General features: G+C 32.3%; 16 protein-coding genes. 11 read left to right on the top strand and 5 right to left on the bottom strand.

Going from position 1 to position 16,696, the window contains the following annotated elements:
• The first annotated feature begins 16 nt into the window (after positions 1–16).
• The 5 genes from OM075_RS04255 (at position 17) to OM075_RS04235 (ending at position 5,633) form a co-directional block, all read left to right on the top strand.
• On the top strand, positions 17–1,501 hold the full coding sequence (locus OM075_RS04255) for a TolC family protein (protein WP_301189234.1): 1,485 nt from the start codon (positions 17–19) through the stop codon (positions 1,499–1,501).
• Positions 1,502–1,602: 101 nt separating this feature from the next.
• The gene (locus OM075_RS04250) at positions 1,603–2,832 is read left to right on the top strand and encodes an efflux RND transporter periplasmic adaptor subunit (RefSeq protein WP_301189233.1); all 1,230 of its coding nucleotides are present in this window, start codon (positions 1,603–1,605) and stop codon (positions 2,830–2,832) included.
• A gap of 169 nt (positions 2,833–3,001) precedes the next feature.
• The gene (gene mdh, locus OM075_RS04245) at positions 3,002–3,925 is read left to right on the top strand and encodes a malate dehydrogenase (protein WP_301189232.1); all 924 of its coding nucleotides are present in this window, start codon (positions 3,002–3,004) and stop codon (positions 3,923–3,925) included.
• A 124-nt stretch (positions 3,926–4,049) separates the two neighbouring features.
• The gene (locus OM075_RS04240; protein ID WP_301189231.1) at positions 4,050–4,667 is read left to right on the top strand and encodes a tRNA (guanine-N1)-methyltransferase; all 618 of its coding nucleotides are present in this window, start codon (positions 4,050–4,052) and stop codon (positions 4,665–4,667) included.
• 189 nt (positions 4,668–4,856) lie between these two features.
• Positions 4,857–5,633: a hypothetical protein gene (locus OM075_RS04235; protein ID WP_301189230.1), complete on the top strand. Its 777-nt coding sequence runs from the start codon at positions 4,857–4,859 to the stop codon at positions 5,631–5,633.
• Positions 5,634–5,752: 119 nt separating this feature from the next.
• Here the strand turns inward: OM075_RS04235 and OM075_RS04230 are convergent, their stop codons facing one another.
• Positions 5,753–6,856 carry an AI-2E family transporter gene (locus tag OM075_RS04230; protein ID WP_301189229.1) on the bottom strand — a complete coding sequence of 368 codons (1,104 nt, stop codon included), beginning with the start codon at positions 6,854–6,856 and terminating at the stop codon, positions 5,753–5,755.
• Between the two features lie 261 nt (positions 6,857–7,117).
• Between OM075_RS04230 and OM075_RS04225 the strand changes: the two genes are divergently transcribed.
• Entirely contained in the window at positions 7,118–8,545 is a 1,428-nt protein-coding gene (locus OM075_RS04225) for a hypothetical protein (RefSeq protein WP_301189228.1), read from the top strand.
• Positions 8,538–9,557 (top strand): endonuclease/exonuclease/phosphatase family protein, encoded by a 1,020-nt coding sequence (locus OM075_RS04220; RefSeq protein ID WP_301189227.1) that lies wholly within the window; start codon positions 8,538–8,540, stop codon positions 9,555–9,557. Before OM075_RS04225 ends, OM075_RS04220 begins: the two co-directional genes overlap by 8 nt.
• Positions 9,558–9,565: 8 nt before the next feature.
• Here OM075_RS04220 and OM075_RS04215 read toward each other — a convergent pair whose 3' ends face one another.
• On the bottom strand, positions 9,566–10,081 hold the full coding sequence (locus OM075_RS04215; protein ID WP_301189226.1) for a TrmH family RNA methyltransferase: 516 nt from the start codon (positions 10,079–10,081) through the stop codon (positions 9,566–9,568).
• Positions 10,082–10,119: 38 nt separating this feature from the next.
• Complete coding sequence (locus OM075_RS04210; protein WP_301189225.1) at positions 10,120–11,541, bottom strand: CCA tRNA nucleotidyltransferase; 1,422 nt, start codon at positions 11,539–11,541, stop codon at positions 10,120–10,122.
• Positions 11,542–11,700: 159 nt separating this feature from the next.
• Here OM075_RS04210 and trxA (OM075_RS04205) point away from each other — a divergent pair, with 159 nt between their 5' ends.
• The 4 genes from trxA (OM075_RS04205) (at position 11,701) to OM075_RS04190 (ending at position 13,950) form a co-directional block, all read left to right on the top strand.
• Positions 11,701–12,063, top strand: coding sequence for a thioredoxin (trxA, locus tag OM075_RS04205; RefSeq protein ID WP_301189224.1), 363 nt, complete (start codon positions 11,701–11,703; stop codon positions 12,061–12,063).
• 12 nt (positions 12,064–12,075) lie between these two features.
• Positions 12,076–12,543, top strand: coding sequence for a thioredoxin (gene trxA, locus OM075_RS04200; protein ID WP_301189223.1), 468 nt, complete (start codon positions 12,076–12,078; stop codon positions 12,541–12,543).
• A gap of 69 nt (positions 12,544–12,612) precedes the next feature.
• On the top strand, positions 12,613–13,224 hold the full coding sequence (locus OM075_RS04195; protein ID WP_301189222.1) for a thiamine phosphate synthase: 612 nt from the start codon (positions 12,613–12,615) through the stop codon (positions 13,222–13,224).
• A gap of 63 nt (positions 13,225–13,287) precedes the next feature.
• The gene (locus tag OM075_RS04190) at positions 13,288–13,950 is read left to right on the top strand and encodes a thiamine phosphate synthase (protein ID WP_301189221.1); all 663 of its coding nucleotides are present in this window, start codon (positions 13,288–13,290) and stop codon (positions 13,948–13,950) included.
• Between the two features lie 2 nt (positions 13,951–13,952).
• Here the strand turns inward: OM075_RS04190 and xseB are convergent, their stop codons facing one another.
• Positions 13,953–14,153, bottom strand: coding sequence for an exodeoxyribonuclease VII small subunit (gene xseB / locus OM075_RS04185; RefSeq protein ID WP_301189220.1), 201 nt, complete (start codon positions 14,151–14,153; stop codon positions 13,953–13,955).
• 44 nt (positions 14,154–14,197) lie between these two features.
• Positions 14,198–16,432, bottom strand: a complete 2,235-nt coding sequence (locus OM075_RS04180; RefSeq protein ID WP_301189219.1) for an ATP-binding protein — start codon at positions 16,430–16,432, stop codon at positions 14,198–14,200.
• Positions 16,433–16,696 lie beyond the last annotated feature (264 nt).

Raw genomic sequence — 16,696 nt, 5'->3', positions numbered from 1 at the left:
CTAAACAAAAAAAGAAATGAAACAATTCATAATACTTACATTTTTATTGTTGAGCATATTTCAAACTCAAGCTCAGGAACAAAAAGATGTACACTTAAAACTAACGCTTGACGAAGCCATTAAAATTGCAGAAACACAATCTATATACCAATTCAGGCAAAAAAACATGTATCTGGCCAAATATTGGAATTACAGAAGTTATAAAGCAGAGAAAAGACCTTCGCTTGTTTTAAATACAAATCCAATTAACTATCAGAGAACCATTACTACCAGATATGAAAATGGAGAAGATGTTCTAACTCCTTATGAAAACTTTACTTCCAGCGGATCTCTTGATCTTACCCAGAACATTACTTTTACCGGAGGATCTATTTCGGCTAGTAGTGACTTTAGACGAATTGAAAATTTGGAAAGTGGTAACCTATCCTACTCTTCTGCTCCCATCTCTATTGGAATAACTCAACCATTAAATGGATACAATGAATTTAAATGGAGATCGCTATCTGCTCCCTTGGAGTTTGAACAAGCTAAAAAAGAATACTTACAAAGTTTGCAAGAACTTTCGCTTAGAACGGTTAATATGTTTTTTGGCTTAGCTGAAGCTGAAATAAATATAAAAATTGCGGAAACAAACCTTTCTAATGCCGATACTTTATATCAAATAGGAAAAGGTCGCTTTGAGATTGGAACTGTAACTCAAGATGAATTGCTCGACCTTGAACTTGGTTATTTAAATGCAAGAATGAGTTTAAGTCAGGCAAAAATTAATCTGGAACAAGCAAAGTCTGCTATCAATTCATTTTTAGGATTAGAAAAAAATATTCATCTGGAATGTATAATACCTTCATCTATTCCATCTTTCAAAGTGGAAGTTGATCAAGCTATTACAAAAGCCTACGATAATAATCCTGACCTTTTGTCGTATGAACAACAACTCATAGAAGCAAACCGTAAAATTGCAGAAGCTCGTGGCAGAAACGGTATTGATGCAAATGTACAGGTAAATCTGGGATACAATAAAAACTCTCAGGAATTTAGTGATGTATATAATGCACCATTTGATAATCAACAGATTGCCCGTCTTTCTTTAAATGTACCGATTATTGACTGGGGATTAAAAAGAGGACAGGTTCAAATGGCCAAATCAGACAAGCAGGTTACCGAAGCTTCTATAAAACAAGCTAAAATCGATTTTGAGCAAAATGTTTTTATGGAGGTAATGAGATTTAATATGCAGGAAGATCAGGTTAAAATAGCTGCAAAAGCTGATACAATTGCACAAAAAGGATATGATGTTACCAAGCAACGTTTTTTAATCGGGAAAGTTGATGTTATCAAACTGAATTCAGCAAGAAACTCGGTTGATGCTGCCAAAAGAAATTATATCCAAAGCATTCAAAATTATTGGCAAAGTTATTATAACATAAGAGAGATTACACTCCACGACTTTAAGGAGAATTCAACACTAATCAAAGAACTGGACTATCTCTTACAGAGATAACTTGCAACTAAATCAAATTTAAATTGAATCTATCATTAAATAATTAGTTTATTTCATACAACACAGTGAACTAATTAGACTTACATGAAAAACACTTAGGTATGAAAAAATTCATCCAGAATAAACCTCTTTTGTATGGTTCCATTATTATTGTTGTTATTGCTCTATCTTGGTTAATTTTTGCCCATGATAACATTGACAATAATGTCATTGCAAAAGTGGAACGAACAAACTTTATACAAGAAGTAATAGCTGAAGGTGAAATTGTTGCCCAGGAATACGAAACGATCAACATTCCTGACATTATGAAAAACAATGAATTAGAAATCTGGTACCTTAAGATTACTGATCTGGTTAGTGAAGGTAAAAAAGTTAAAAAAGGCGATTTCATTGCCAAATTAGATCCTACTGATGTTGAAAGCAGATTAAAAACGGTAAGTGATAATATTGAAGAGTTTTCAAATAATCTTCAAACAGCAAAGCTTGACAGTGCCATTGAATTAAGTCAAAAAAGAGATGCCATTATCAATGCTAAAGACAATTTAGAAGAAAGTAAAATAACCGTTGAACAATCCCAATACGAGTCGAAAGCAACACAGCGCCAGGCTCAAATTAGTTTAAAAAAGGCCAATCTTGACCTTAAAACGGCAGAGAGAAATTACAGTAAAGAGATTCAAAAACACAAAAGTAAAGTAGTTCGTCTTGAGAAAAGACTAGAGCATGAAACAAACATTAAGAATCAACTGGAAGAATTAAAATCTAAATTATATGTAACCTCCCCTTCTGAAGGAATGGTAGTTTATGGGAAAGGCTGGCGTGGACGAAAAATAAAAGTAGATGATGAAGTAGGCAGATGGCAGCCGGTAATTGCTACAATTCCAAATTTAAACACATTAGAATCTCAGGCTGTTGTTAAAGAAATTGATATATCAAAGGTTCAATTAAATCAAGAAGTTAATCTTACAATTGATGCTTTTCCAAAAGAAGTTTTCAAAGGAAAAATTACTAAAATAGCAAATATTGGACAAGCGATTTCCGGCACCCGAATGAATGGTTTCACCATCTTAATTAATATTGAAAATACCAACAAGAAGATCCTTCCTGGAATGACAACCTACAATAAAATAATTGTATCTGACACCGACAGTGCATTAGTTGTTCCCAGAGAAGCTGTATTTGGAAATGATTCTATCAAATACGTTTACAAAAAAAATCTGAACAATATTAAAAAGGTAAATGTTATTATAAGTGGTGAAAATGAAACTCATATGCGAGTTATTGATGGTTTAAAAGAAGGAGATAAAGTATTATTAGAAGAACCTGAAGTTTAAAAAAGGTACGTTTTTACCCCGAAACTATAGTTTTTATAATTAATGTTGTTAAACATCACAGATAATTGAAGAAAAATATCTGTAATTAAAATCAACTTAATATATTTGTGTTTCTTATTTATAAGGATATCACTAAACAAAATATAGAAAAATTTAAAGTAATACAATTATGAAAGTAACTGTAGTAGGAGCAGGAAACGTAGGAGCTACCTGCGCTGACGTTTTAGCTTACCGAGAAGTAGCTAACGAGGTAGTTCTAGTAGACATTAAAGAAGGTGTTGCAGAAGGTAAAGCTTTAGATATTTGGCAAAAAGCACCAATTAACCTTTATGACACTCGCACTATAGGTTCAACAAACGACTATGAAAAAACAGCTGGATCTGACGTAGTTATAATCACTTCAGGTTTACCTCGTAAACCAGGGATGAGCCGTGACGATCTTATTTCAACAAACGCTGGAATTGTAAAAACAGTAACAGAAAGTGTTGTTAAATATTCTCCTGATGCAATCATTGTTATTGTATCAAATCCATTAGACGTAATGACATATCAAGCTCATATCAGTTCTAAATTCCCTCGCTCAAGAGTAATTGGAATGGCTGGTATTCTTGACACTGCTCGTTACAGAGCTTTCTTAGCAGAGGAATTAAATGTTTCTCCAAAAGATATTCAAGCAGTACTTATGGGAGGTCATGGTGATACTATGGTTCCACTTCCTCGTTACACTACTGTTGGAGGTATTCCGGTTACTGAATTAATTGAAGAAGAAAAACTAAACGCTATTATTGAAAGAACTAAATTTGGTGGTGGTGAATTAGTTAAATTAATGGGAACTTCTGCTTGGTATGCTCCAGGGTCAGCTGCTGCTCAAATGGTTGAAGCAATCGTTAAAGATCAAAAAAGAGTATTCCCAGTTTGTATTAAACTAGAAGGAGAATATGGAATTGATGATTGTTATTTAGGCGTTCCTGTTGTTCTTGGTAAAAATGGTGTTGAAAAAGTTATTGAGCTTAAACTTAATGATGAAGAAAAAGCATTATTAGAAACAAGTAGACAACACGTTTTAGAAGTAATGGAAGTACTAAATAAGTAATCTCAATTACTTACAAAATATAGCCCGCTGCGAAAGTAGCGGGTTTTTTTATTTACTTTTTTCCAATTTTTTACGTTATTTTGATAATATATAATCACAACACAACATTTTAAACATGAATACCGTGAAAACAACTATTTTTAGAGCTCTATTTTTAAGTACTATTTTCTTATTCAGCGCAATAACAATTAGTGCACAAAATGAAACCGAAGAAAACAAATCCGGATTGGATGAAGGTACTCTTGAAAGTCAGTTTAATTACATCATTAAAAAGTCTGAATCATACGAGGCTTATCAAGTTGTAAAAAGAACCTGGCTCCATAAAATTAAGGACAATGCGCTTGATTCTGTCAAAGTTCTGAAAGAATCGATTACAAAGCTTGAAACTGAAAGTGAAAATCAAAAAAGCGAAATCAACAGTCTTAAAGCTGACCTAAAAGAAACAAATGAAAAACTGACACTGATTTCAAAACAAAAAGACAGTTTTGCATTCTTAGGTATTTTAATGGGGAAAGGTACTTACAATGTTATTGTTTGGAGTTTGGTTTTTGTTTTTGCTGCAGCATTTGTTATCATGTTTTTGCTGTTTAAACGCAGTCATGCGGTTACTGCAAAAACTAAACAAGATTTAATTGATAAACAGGAAGAGTTTGATGCGCATAGAAAATGGGCGCTGGAAAGAGAACAAACTTTAGCAAGAGATTTAAATAAGTTAAAACAAAAATATAAGGGACTTGATTAAGTCCCTTTTTTATTTCCACTAAACTACCCGTTCATTTTCGAACACTATTTCGTGCTATTTCGTTCATTATAAACTTATCTAAATGCAAGAACCAACAACCTAAAGAACTACATATCTGCTTTTTACAGCTTTCGGCACAGAAAATGAAATCTAGTTATCAGATTAAACAAATAACTGGAGGATAAAGCAATGAAAACACATGTAAATCATCATCACTATTTAAACGTAATTGGAGTATTAATTACTGTCACTGTTCTTTTATTAGCATTTGGAATCTATAAGACCTTACAATTTCAGGAAAAAGAAATGTTTAAGTCTTATGAATATACTTCTGAAGTATCATCTTCAATATATGAAGCAAACAGACACCAATTACCTACATCTGCAGAATTTGCAGAAGATGAAGCTGCCCTTGAAATAGAAGACTGGATGCTAGATTACTCATCCTGGCTAGCAGAACCTGTTACTGCAAATACGACAGTTTCTTACACAGAAGAACCATTAGCTATTGAAGACTGGATGCTTAATACATCTGAATGGTTTACTCCAACAACTACATCAAATATTGTTGCTGCAGAATATGAAGAGGAAGCTCTTGTTATTGAAGATTGGATGCTATCAACAAATGAATGGTTAACTACCAGTACTGCATCCTTATTCTCAGAAGCAGAAACTGAATTAGAATTGCAATCTTGGATGTTATCTGTTGAAAGTTGGGATGTTCCCGTTGTAACTGCTGCACAATGGAACGAACTTAACTCTGTAGTTGAAGAAGAATTACCTATTGAAGACTGGATGGTTCAATGTTGTACCTGGTTAGCACCTGAGCAAATGAACCAGGAGGAACTAAGTAACTTTAGTCAGAATATTATGGAAGAGGAACTAATTATTGAAGCTTGGATGACTGATGTTGACAGTTGGCTTATTGAAGAGAATCCTAATACTACTGAAAAAGAACAGGTTTAAATCTTTATCCATTGCTTATCCAATCTTAATATTTTTAGCATATTAACCTACATAATAATTCCCGCCAAACCATCCAAAGAAGCCATTCTTAAAATTTAGAATGGCTTTTATATTTAATATTAGTCAGAGGAGGTATCTTGCTTATCTCCACTTTTTAATACAAATCGATTATAATACGAAAACAACAATGTAGTTACAGGTAATGCAACAAGCATTCCTAATAAACCTAACAAACTACCCCAGATAGACAGAGATAATAATATAATGGCAGGATGAAGTCCATACACTCGTCCCATAATTTTTGGTACAAGAATCGTTTCCTGAATAATCTGAACAACAGCTAAAACAATTAATGCCATCAAAATCACATGCCAATAACTTTGGTTTGTTTCCATTGCTTTTAACAAGGAGAGCAATGCAACAGGAATTAATCCTGCCACCTGTAAATACGGAACAATATTTAATGCGCCAATAAATAATCCCACAATAATAGCTAATGGTAAACCAATAATCCTAAACCCAATAGCAAGTAAAACACCAACAATTAATGCGATTAATCCTTGTGCTCTGAAATAAATCTGCATACCGGAAGTTAGGTCATTAAACACTTCCATCACTGGCTCTCTAAAGCTTGGAGGAACTAATTTGGGCCAACCTTCTGATATTTGTTTGAAATCAATTAATAAAAAAACTAGATAAACCAATATGATCAACAAACTCATTACGCCAATTAAAAAGCTAACAGAGCCAGAAAAAATATTCCAGGCCTGTCCCAATACTTTCCTCAAGGTAACTGCTACACTCTGCGGACTTAACAAATCTGTAAAATCAGTATGATTAATATAATCATTGGCCCAATCCACTGTTTCTTTTGGAAGAAAACTTGACAATGAAGAGTCCTGTAAATATATTTTCAAAAGTTCCACCATTCTCGACATCTCAGAAATAAACTGAGGAATCAACCAAATGGCGAGAAAATATAAAGTTCCGAAAACAAGTAGTAAACTAACAAAAACAGATAGCCCCCGGCTTTTAAACCTTGCTTTATATTGCAAAAATTCAACTAATGGGTTGATCAGATAAGCAATTAAAACAGCAATTAAAAAAGGAATTAACACACTACTTAATCGCTGTAACAAAAAATAAAACCCAAATAAAAATCCTACGGATAGTAAAATTCTAACAACTCTGTCAAAAGTAAATGGCTTTGATTGAAAATCCATAATTTAAAAATTTGAAGCAAGATAAATAATTAAGCTATTTTTTACTACTGATAAACTATTTTGAAACTTACCTTTGACGATAAATTTCAGATCCTCAAATAACTTTGTGAATCAATGTTAATTTTTGTATTTATTTATAAATATTCTAAGGCTATTTTAGTTGGAAGCTGGAATTTTATTTGTTATTTTACAAGTTGACGGAATACTATTTTATTAGAAAAAACGTTATTGAGCTATAACCATTAACACACAACATTTTAAATGAAGAGAGCACTATTATATCTATTTATAATACTTTTACCTTTATCCTTTTTTTCATGTGAAAGAGAGTTTGAGTATGCTAATGGGCTGCATGGTTTAAGTTTTTCTGTAGATACTTTAATGTTCGATACCATATTTTCTTCTATTGGTTCAGTAACCCGAAATTTTAAAATTTATAATACTTATGATCAGGATTTAATTATTAATTCCATTGAACTAGCCGGAGGTGACATCAGTGAGTTCAGACTAAATATTAACGGATATCCAGAAAACCGAGTTGAAGACATTAAAATAAATGCATTAGACAGTTTATATGTATTTGTAGACATTAATGTACAGCAAAATGAAAATTCTCCATTTGTAGTAAATGACTCAGTAATCATAAATACAGGAGAAAAAACGCAAAGTGTAAAACTTATAGCCTATCCTCAGGATGTTGTTTTATTACAAAAAGAAAAAATCAAAACAACCACCTTTACAGCAGACAAACCATATCTTATATACGATTACTTAGTTGTAGACAGCACCGAAACTCTAACTATAGAACCAGGTGCAAGGCTCCATTTTTACAATGATGCTCAATTAATTGTTTTTGGAAGTATGCAGGTAAATGGAACTATAGAAGAACCTGTAAAGTTTTTGGGCCACCGATTAGAAGATTGGTATGCAGACAAACCTGGTCAATGGGGACAAATTCAGTTTATGCCAGGAAGTTCGGACAATATTATTCGCAATGCTGAAATTAAGAATAGCTCAAACGGCTTATTTGTTGATTCAGTAGGCCTTGGAGGCAAACCTCCTTTAATTATCGAAAACACAACAATTAATCACATCACAAATTTTGGAATCATTGCACAAAATTCAAATATAGTAGTCAGCAATTCTGTTATTGGCGATTGCGGATACCATTCAGTAGCATTGACATTAGGTGGAACTTACAATTTTTATCACTGTACAATTGCAAACTTTTTTAACTGGAGTTACAGAAGTACACCCGCCTTATTTTTAAACAATTATTACACTGATGATAATGGAGAAGAAGTAATTAATCCTTTAATTGAAGCTAACTTTTACAATAGCATCATTTACGGTAGAAATTACACCGAAATTGGTTTTGACTTTATTGAAACAGATGATAGTGATGATCTATTAAACAATGGATTTAATTACTTATTTAAAAATTGCTTGTTGAAATCAGGAGATTTGGATATTAGCGACAACACTAAATTTAAATCAATAACTACTAATGAGGATCCTAATTTTATTGATCCATATGAATTTAATTATCAACTCGATACACTTTCCCCATGTAAAGACATAGGTGCGATTGAAATTGCAAATGATTTCCCTAATGACATTTTAAACAACAGTAGAATTAAAGATTCTGGTCCTGATTTAGGAGCGTACGAAAGAATTGAAAATGAATAAAACCAACCTCTGCCTAATCCTAACACTTATCACCATTTACTCTTCACTTCATAGTCAGCCTAAGTCTGATTCGTCTGCAGAAGAATTGGGTATTTTGTTTTATAATGTTGAAAATTTATTTGACACTTATAACGACACCATTAAACAGGATGAAGAGTTTTTGCCTGATGGACTAAGACACTGGAGCTACGGAAAATACGAAACAAAATTACAACACATATCCCAGGTAATTTACGAATCAGGAAAATTTAATCCTCCCGCTATTATTGGGCTATGTGAAATTGAAAACAATTCTGTTCTTAAAGATTTGATATTTAAAACAGGTTTATCAAACTTATCTTACCACATTATTCATTACGAATCAGATGATCAACGAGGGATTGACTGCGCATTATTATATCGTGCAAATCAATTTATTCCTTTGGAATCAAAAGCGATAAAAATTCATTACGACAAAAACGACAGACCAACAAGAGATATTCTGTATACTTATGGGCTTTACAAAGAAACCATTCCTTTACACTTATTTGTTTGTCACTTCCCTTCTCGCTATGGTGGAATAATGGAAACTAACCTAAAAAGAATACAAGCTGCTCAAACCTTGTCTGATACAATTAATTCCATATTAATTGATGACAAATTGTCAAATATTGTGGTTATGGGAGATTTCAATGACAATCCGATGGATAGTAGCATGAACTATTTAACTGAAACGACAAAACTCATAAACCTGGCCAATTATCCCATATCAATCAATAAATCACAAGGTACATTAAAACATCAGTTTGAATGGAATACTTTTGATCAGTTTTTGATTTCTCCTAATTTAACTGACTCTACCAAACAAATAATTGCTTGTGAGAATCAAAACATTCTTGATTTTGATTTTTTACTGGAAGATGATAAGAAATATACAGGCTCAAAACCATTCAGGACCTATATCGGATATAAATATCATAAAGGATATAGTGACCATTTTCCAATATGGCTTACTTTATATGTAAAAGAATAAAAAAGTTGCTATTTTAAATATTGCTTTACCCATTCATACAACACAACACTACAAGCATGCGAAACATTCATGGATTTTACCTTCCCAATCATTGGTATATGAACAGCCTGATCACATTTCGTAACGACCTCATCTGATAAGCCATAGATTTCATTTCCTAAGATAAAAGCGGTTTTTTCTGGGAAATGAATATCCGTCAGACACTTTGAATTATCAGAGGTCTCAACAGCGATTAATTTATAATCCGAATCAATACATTTCATCCAGGAAGCTTCATCCACAAAACACCAATCTATCTGACCTGTTGCAGCCCCTCCAACTTTTCTGATCTTACTTTCTCTCACCGCTTTTTCATCCCCGACAAAAAGAACTTTTTTGCATCCAAAATTTGAAGCTAACCTTATAATGTGCCCCATATTTTCAGGAGACTTTAATTGATACGCGACTATTATTGGACCTTCACAATGTAGCTGATATTCAGTGGATGTAAATAATGCTCCTGATTTTGTACTTTCATTATTCATGAACCTAATTCTCTGTTCGGATTTTATTTCAAAAAAACTTACTTGTCAGCCTGTAATCCCTTTTCCTTCCCTAGTTTTAGCATTAATTCATAGGCCTGTTCCCTATTATTTTCAATGATTCCATCTAAAATTGCATCCTTTATGGCAGTTTTAATATCTCCAATCTCACGACAAGGTCCGATACCAAATGCTTCCATAATATCTTCTCCTGATACTGGTGGCTGAAAATTTCTAACACGATCCTTTTCTTCTATTTCTTTTAGTTTTGTACGAACAACCCTAAAGTTCTTCATAAAACGTCGTACTTTGTCCTCGTTTTTTGAGGTTATATCTGCCTCACAAAGTGTCATTAATGAATCAATATCATCACCGGCATCAAATAACAACCTTCTTACGGCAGAATCTGACACGATATCTTCAGACAGAACAATAGGTCGCATATGCAGATAAACCATCTTTTGAACGAATTTCATTTTTTCGTTCATCGGAAATTTCATTCGCTTGAAAATACGAGGAATCATTTTTTGACCGATATGATTATGCGCATGAAAAGTCCATCCCAACTTTTCATCGTAGCGTTTGGTTATTGGCTTGGCAATATCATGAAATATTGCGGACCATCTCAACCAAAGGTCATCAGTATTAGGAACAATCCTGTCTAAAACGGCCAAAGTGTGATAGAAATTATCTTTGTGTCTTTTACCACCTTTCTCCTCTACTCCCTTCATATCCTGCAATTCTGGCAGAATAATTTTGAGTAGTCCGGTTATTTCAAGCAACTTAAAACCAATAGAGGGACGCTCTGCCATCATCATTTTATTGAGCTCGTCAACAATCCGCTCACCCGACACAATACTTATTCGATCTTTATTCTTTTTGATGCCTTCAAGTGTTGCATCATCAATTCTGAAGTTAAATCTTGTGGCAAAACGAATTGCTCTCATCATTCTAAGAGGATCATCAGAAAAAGTGATATCCGGATCCAAAGGCGTACGAATAATTCCATTTTTAAGATCTTCCTCACCATTAAAAGGATCAATTAACTGGCCAAATGTTTCTTTATTTAAACTTATCGCAAGCGCATTGATCGTAAAATCTCTTCTATTCTGATCGTCTTCAATAGTACCATCTTCCACAATCGGTTTGCGGGAATCTCGCTGATAAGATTCTTTTCTGGCACCAACAAATTCAACTTCCTCATCGCGAAACTTGAACATGGCTGTACCAAAATTCTTAAATACTGAAACTTTGATATTTCCCAATCTGGCAGCTACTTTTTCTGCTACCTTAATACCACTTCCTCGTACAACAACATCAATATCCTTTGACGGTTCTCCCAATAACAGATCTCTAACAAAGCCTCCTATTACGTATGCTTCTATCCCTTCAAAATCAATTACCTCTCTAATTGCCTTAAAAACAGTTCCGTCGAATATTTTATTTATTTTAATTTCTGCCATATTTATTCTTTAGGCTGACAAAATTACAATATATTTATTGGATTATATAGAAAATATGCCAAATACAAAGTGGCACGACCTTTGATATTGATATATCGACATTTTTACATATATTTGTATATGGATTTAATTTTGAATATTAATTAAAAAATTATAGTCATGTTAGAACACTTAACTAAAGAAACTTTTAAAACAAAAGTATTTGACTTTGAAGCAAACAAAGAATGGAATTTTATTGGTGAGAAACCATGTTTAATTGACTTTTATGCAGACTGGTGTGGACCTTGTAAAGCGGTAGCTCCTGTATTAGAAGAATTATCTAAAGAATACGACGGAAAAATTGATATTTATAAGGTTGATACAGAAGCTGAAAGAGAATTAGCGGGAATGTTTGGCATACAGAGTATTCCTTCGTTATTATTTATCCCAAGCGATGGACAACCACAAATGGCACAAGGTGCATTGCCTAAAGAAACTTTTCACAAGGCATTTAAAGATGTTTTAAAAGTTAGTTTAGACTAAAATATATTTGGTATGAAGAATTTTCTGATTTCAACCGCAATATCATTATTTTTTTTAGCCGGTATTTCCTGTACTAGTGAAGCCAAAGCAAAAGGCAATGATAACGAGAAGAGTGATAGTGGAGTAATTTATTTAAATAAAGATACTTTTAAAGAAAAGGTATTTAATTACGAAACGAATAAGGAATGGAAATATGAAGGCAACGCCCCTGCTATATTAGATTTTTATGCAGATTGGTGTGGACCTTGTAGAATGCTTGCTCCTGTATTAAACGATATACAAAAAGAGTATAATGGCAAAGTACAGATTTTTAAAGTAGATACTGATAAAGAAAAAGAATTAGCAGGAATATTTGGAATCAGAAGTTTACCAACCATTGTTTTCATACCTGTTGATGGTCAGCCTCAAGCTGTAATGGGATTCAGACCTAAAGAAGATATGGAAAAAATTATTCTGGAAGTACTTAAGGTTTCAAAGTAACAATCCAAGACTTATCATATTTATTAAGCTGCATAAAAAGTTTATCTTTATGCAGCTTTTTTTATAATAATGCACTATATCATAATTACACATCCCGTTCCTGTTATAAATGAATCTGAAATTATCAACAATATTTTAGATCATAATTATGCAACCGTTCATATCAGAAAACCTGATTATACAATTGATGAGTTAAGAAATTTCTTAAACACAATTTCTGTTGGTAATCACAGCAAAATAGTTATCCATAACCATTTTGAACTTATTCAGGAGTTTTCTCTTAAAGGAATTCATTTTACCAGGCATAACAAACATCTAATCACAAATTCATATCCTGCGTATATTTTTAAAAGTATTTCAACTCATAGTTTAAATGAAATCAATGATTTACCAAACCTCTTTGATTATTATTTTTTGAGTCCAATTTTTAAAAGTACATCAAAGCCAGGATATGGTGGAGATGCATTTCATTTAAATGACGTAAAATCCTACATTGAAAAACATCCATTAAAGAAGCTTGTTGCCTTAAGTGGCGTGACACAGAATACTATTAAAGATGCAAAAAATACAGGATTTTATGGTGCTGCCATTTTAGGTGACTTTTGGAATTTCTGTAATAAAAACAAGAATTTAGACCTTATTCCTTTATTTTTTCAGCAATTAAATCATGCTATTCAATGAGATTTAATAAACTTGCACAATTTCTCAGCAAAGCTATTATTCATAACAGATAAGAATTATTACATGGAAAAACATATTAGCCGTTTACATTTCGTTACCTACCAAAGCCAAGCTATTAGTATTGAAAAACAAGTAATGGAATATTGCGCAGGTGGTGGAGATTGGGTTCAGCTACGCTTAAAAAACATGGAGAAAGATGAAATCAAATCCATTGCCAGAACTTGTCAATCTATTTGCATTCAACACAATGCAACTTTTATTATTAACGATTATGTTGATATTGCATATGAAATAGGAGCTGATGGTGTTCATTTAGGGCTCAATGATCGATCTATTACTGAGGCCAGAAAAATTCTTGGTCCTGATAAAATAATTGGAGCAACTGCCAATACATTTGAGCACATACAAAAGCACGTATCTGAAGGAGCCGACTATATTGGATTAGGACCTTTGAGATTTACCCAGACAAAAGAAAACCTTAGTCCGGTACTTGGTTTTGAAGGCTATACAACGATTAGTAAAAAATGTAACTCATGTAATATTAATATTCCAATTATTGCAATTGGAGGAATTACACCGGAAGATATTACTCCCTTATTTAACACCGGCATTTATGGATTAGCCCTGTCATCGTATTTAGCTAAAAATGAAAACACGGGACTAGCTACCATTGAGCTTTTAACTAAAATAGGGATGAATCAATCAAAATTATTTGGCAAGAAATAACCTTAATCCTCAATCTCTTTTAAAATATTTTCAACCTCAGTTTCTGTTTTATGCAATTTTTCTTTACACAATTTTAATAGAACAGAAACTCTTTTTACTTTTTCTGAAAGCTCGTCAACATCTAGCTCATCTCCTTCAATCTTTGATAATATTTCTTCAATTTCCTCTATTGCCTCAACGTATCCTATCTTCTTTTTTGTCATCTGACACTTTATATTTTAAAAGTTATAAACTATGTTGGTTTAAATTATTTCACCAAAGGTACTGTAAATTTAAATGTACTCCCTTTCTCCAATCTACTTTCTGCCCATATTGTTCCCCGGTTAATCTCTACAAACTCTTTGCAAAGTACTAAACCTAAACCTGTTCCCTTTTCGTTGAATGTACCTTTTGTAGAAACATTTTTGTCTACATTAAAAATCTTAGCCAGGTTTTCTTTAGTTATACCAACTCCGGTATCAGAAACAGATACTTCAATAAATTGTTTTTTTGTTTTTGCTGTAACTGTAATCACACTACCAACCCTTGAAAATTTTATGGCATTACTTATTAAATTACGAAGTACTGCACTATATAAATCTTTATCTGCCCATCCAACTAAATGGTTATCAATATCAACAGATATAACAATGTCTTTTTCTTCCGCATTAATCTTTAAAATAGAAACGATATTACTTGATACTATTGCTATTTCCAACCGCTCTGGTTTATATTCTGTAGTCCCCAATTGCGTTCTTGACCATTGAAGTAAAGTATCAACCAAAGAAAACAATTTTCGTGTAGAATTATGAATGATACCACTGTATTCCATGATATCTTTATAACTCTTAGATTCGGCATGTAAAGACAACATTTCAGAAAATCCCATTAGCGAATTAAAAGGACTTTTTAAATCATGAGCTATAATTGAAAAGAATTTATCCTTTGTAGCATTCAGCTTTTCTAGTTCACCATTTTTTAATTTTAATTTCTTTTCCACTTTAGCTTTAGCTCTGAACAAGGCAAATAATACAATGGTAAAAACAAGCAACAACACTGTTGTTATTAATAACAAGTATCTTTTATTCTTTTCCTTTAACCAATAATTATTTAAAGAGATATTCTCTTCTTCAAGTTCTTTAATTACTCTTTTATCCTTATCATTCTCTTTTAATCCAGAAAGTTTTCTTAAAGCAAGAAGGGTATCTTCATTTAATATAGAGTCTTTAATATCCACTCCTTTATTCTTATAATAAAATGCGGAGCGATAATCTCCCTGCAATTCATATAATTTTGAAAAAACATGATAACAATCCGCTTTTAATTTCTTTTCATCTAAAGTTGATGCAATTATTAACGCTTTCTGTGCATATGATTTAGCCTGAAATAAATCTCTTGTTTGGATATATACTTGTGACAAAGTCAATAATAAATCTCCTTCTACTGATACATCCGGATGCTTATTTATAAGATCAATAGCCTCATGTAAGGCTATAATTGATTTTGAAAAGTTCTTTTGCTGCGCATAAAACTTACCGAAAGCCCCCTTAGCCATCGCTATTCCTAAAGTATCATTTTTACTTTCAGTAAGAGACTGGTATTTATTTAAATAATCCAAGGCTTCCTCCATCTGAAGCTTTTTCATATAAATCTCACCAATTTTTAAATAGCAATTATCTAAATAAACACACGAATCTGAATAATGACAATTATCTAAAGCCTTAAAGTATAACGTTAGCGCCTGATTAACATCGTTTAATTGATAAAAAATATCTGCAGTATTAACAAGGGAGGCGCAAATACCTTTTTGATCTCCTGCCAGGGCATACTGTTGTTGAGCTAAAATTAGAGACTCTAATGCCTGATCATAATTACCCCTCTTTTTAAGCGTTGTGCCACTATAATAATAAGCATCCGCAATATTAATTGTATCATTATTATCTTTTGCTATTTCCTTAGCTCTTGCGAACAGGTTTAATGCACCTAAATAATTCTTAATATCAACACTCAACAATCCCTGTTCTATAATAAGATCAGATAAATATTTTTTATCCTTTATATTACTAATGTAATCTATACTTTTACTCAAAGATATTTCTGCATCGTTATATTCTCCATTCTTAAATTGAATTTTTGATAATGCATAATACAATTGGCCTTTTTGGGCATCAGTAGTTTTTACCTGATCTAAAATTAAAATGGCTTTATTGATTATACCTGAAGCCATTTTTATATTTCCGGTTTGCCATAATGTTAGTCCTCCTTGAATGTAAACCGAAAATTTTTCCTTTTGACTCCCTTTTAACTCAACTTCTTTCATAAAAGAAAATAAAGATTGCTGGAAGTTCATCTCCTTTGTTAATTCTTGAACTCTGGTTGTTATACTATTTGCTTCTGCAAACGAAAAAGGATTACTTAATGAGATTCTTTTAGCAGTAAGTGTATATGGTAAGCAAATAATAAGTACGAATAAACAAATCAGAGTATAATTATCTCTATTCATTATAGTTTAAATTTTATCTAAGCTGCGTTTAAAGATAAAAAAAGAATAGATATAGAAAATTCTTTCTTGATATGTGATTTGAGTAAACAACAAAATCCTTTGATAAATCACATTTTCCTACCCTTTTGTAATCAGGTAATTCAATACCCTATTTTATTTACCTATATATCAACACCTTAATGTATTTTCTACATCAAATGTAGCAACTAGTCTCTATCCTACATATATGTAGCATATTTATAGCGTGCCAAAACCCTGTGCTAA

Origin of the sequence: Plebeiibacterium sediminum, assembly GCF_026013605.1 — a bacterium.
Lineage (GTDB): Bacteria > Bacteroidota > Bacteroidia > Bacteroidales > Marinilabiliaceae > Saccharicrinis > Saccharicrinis sediminus.
The sequence above is the reverse complement of the archived record's forward strand: the minus strand, read 5'-3'. Positions and strand labels throughout refer to the sequence as shown.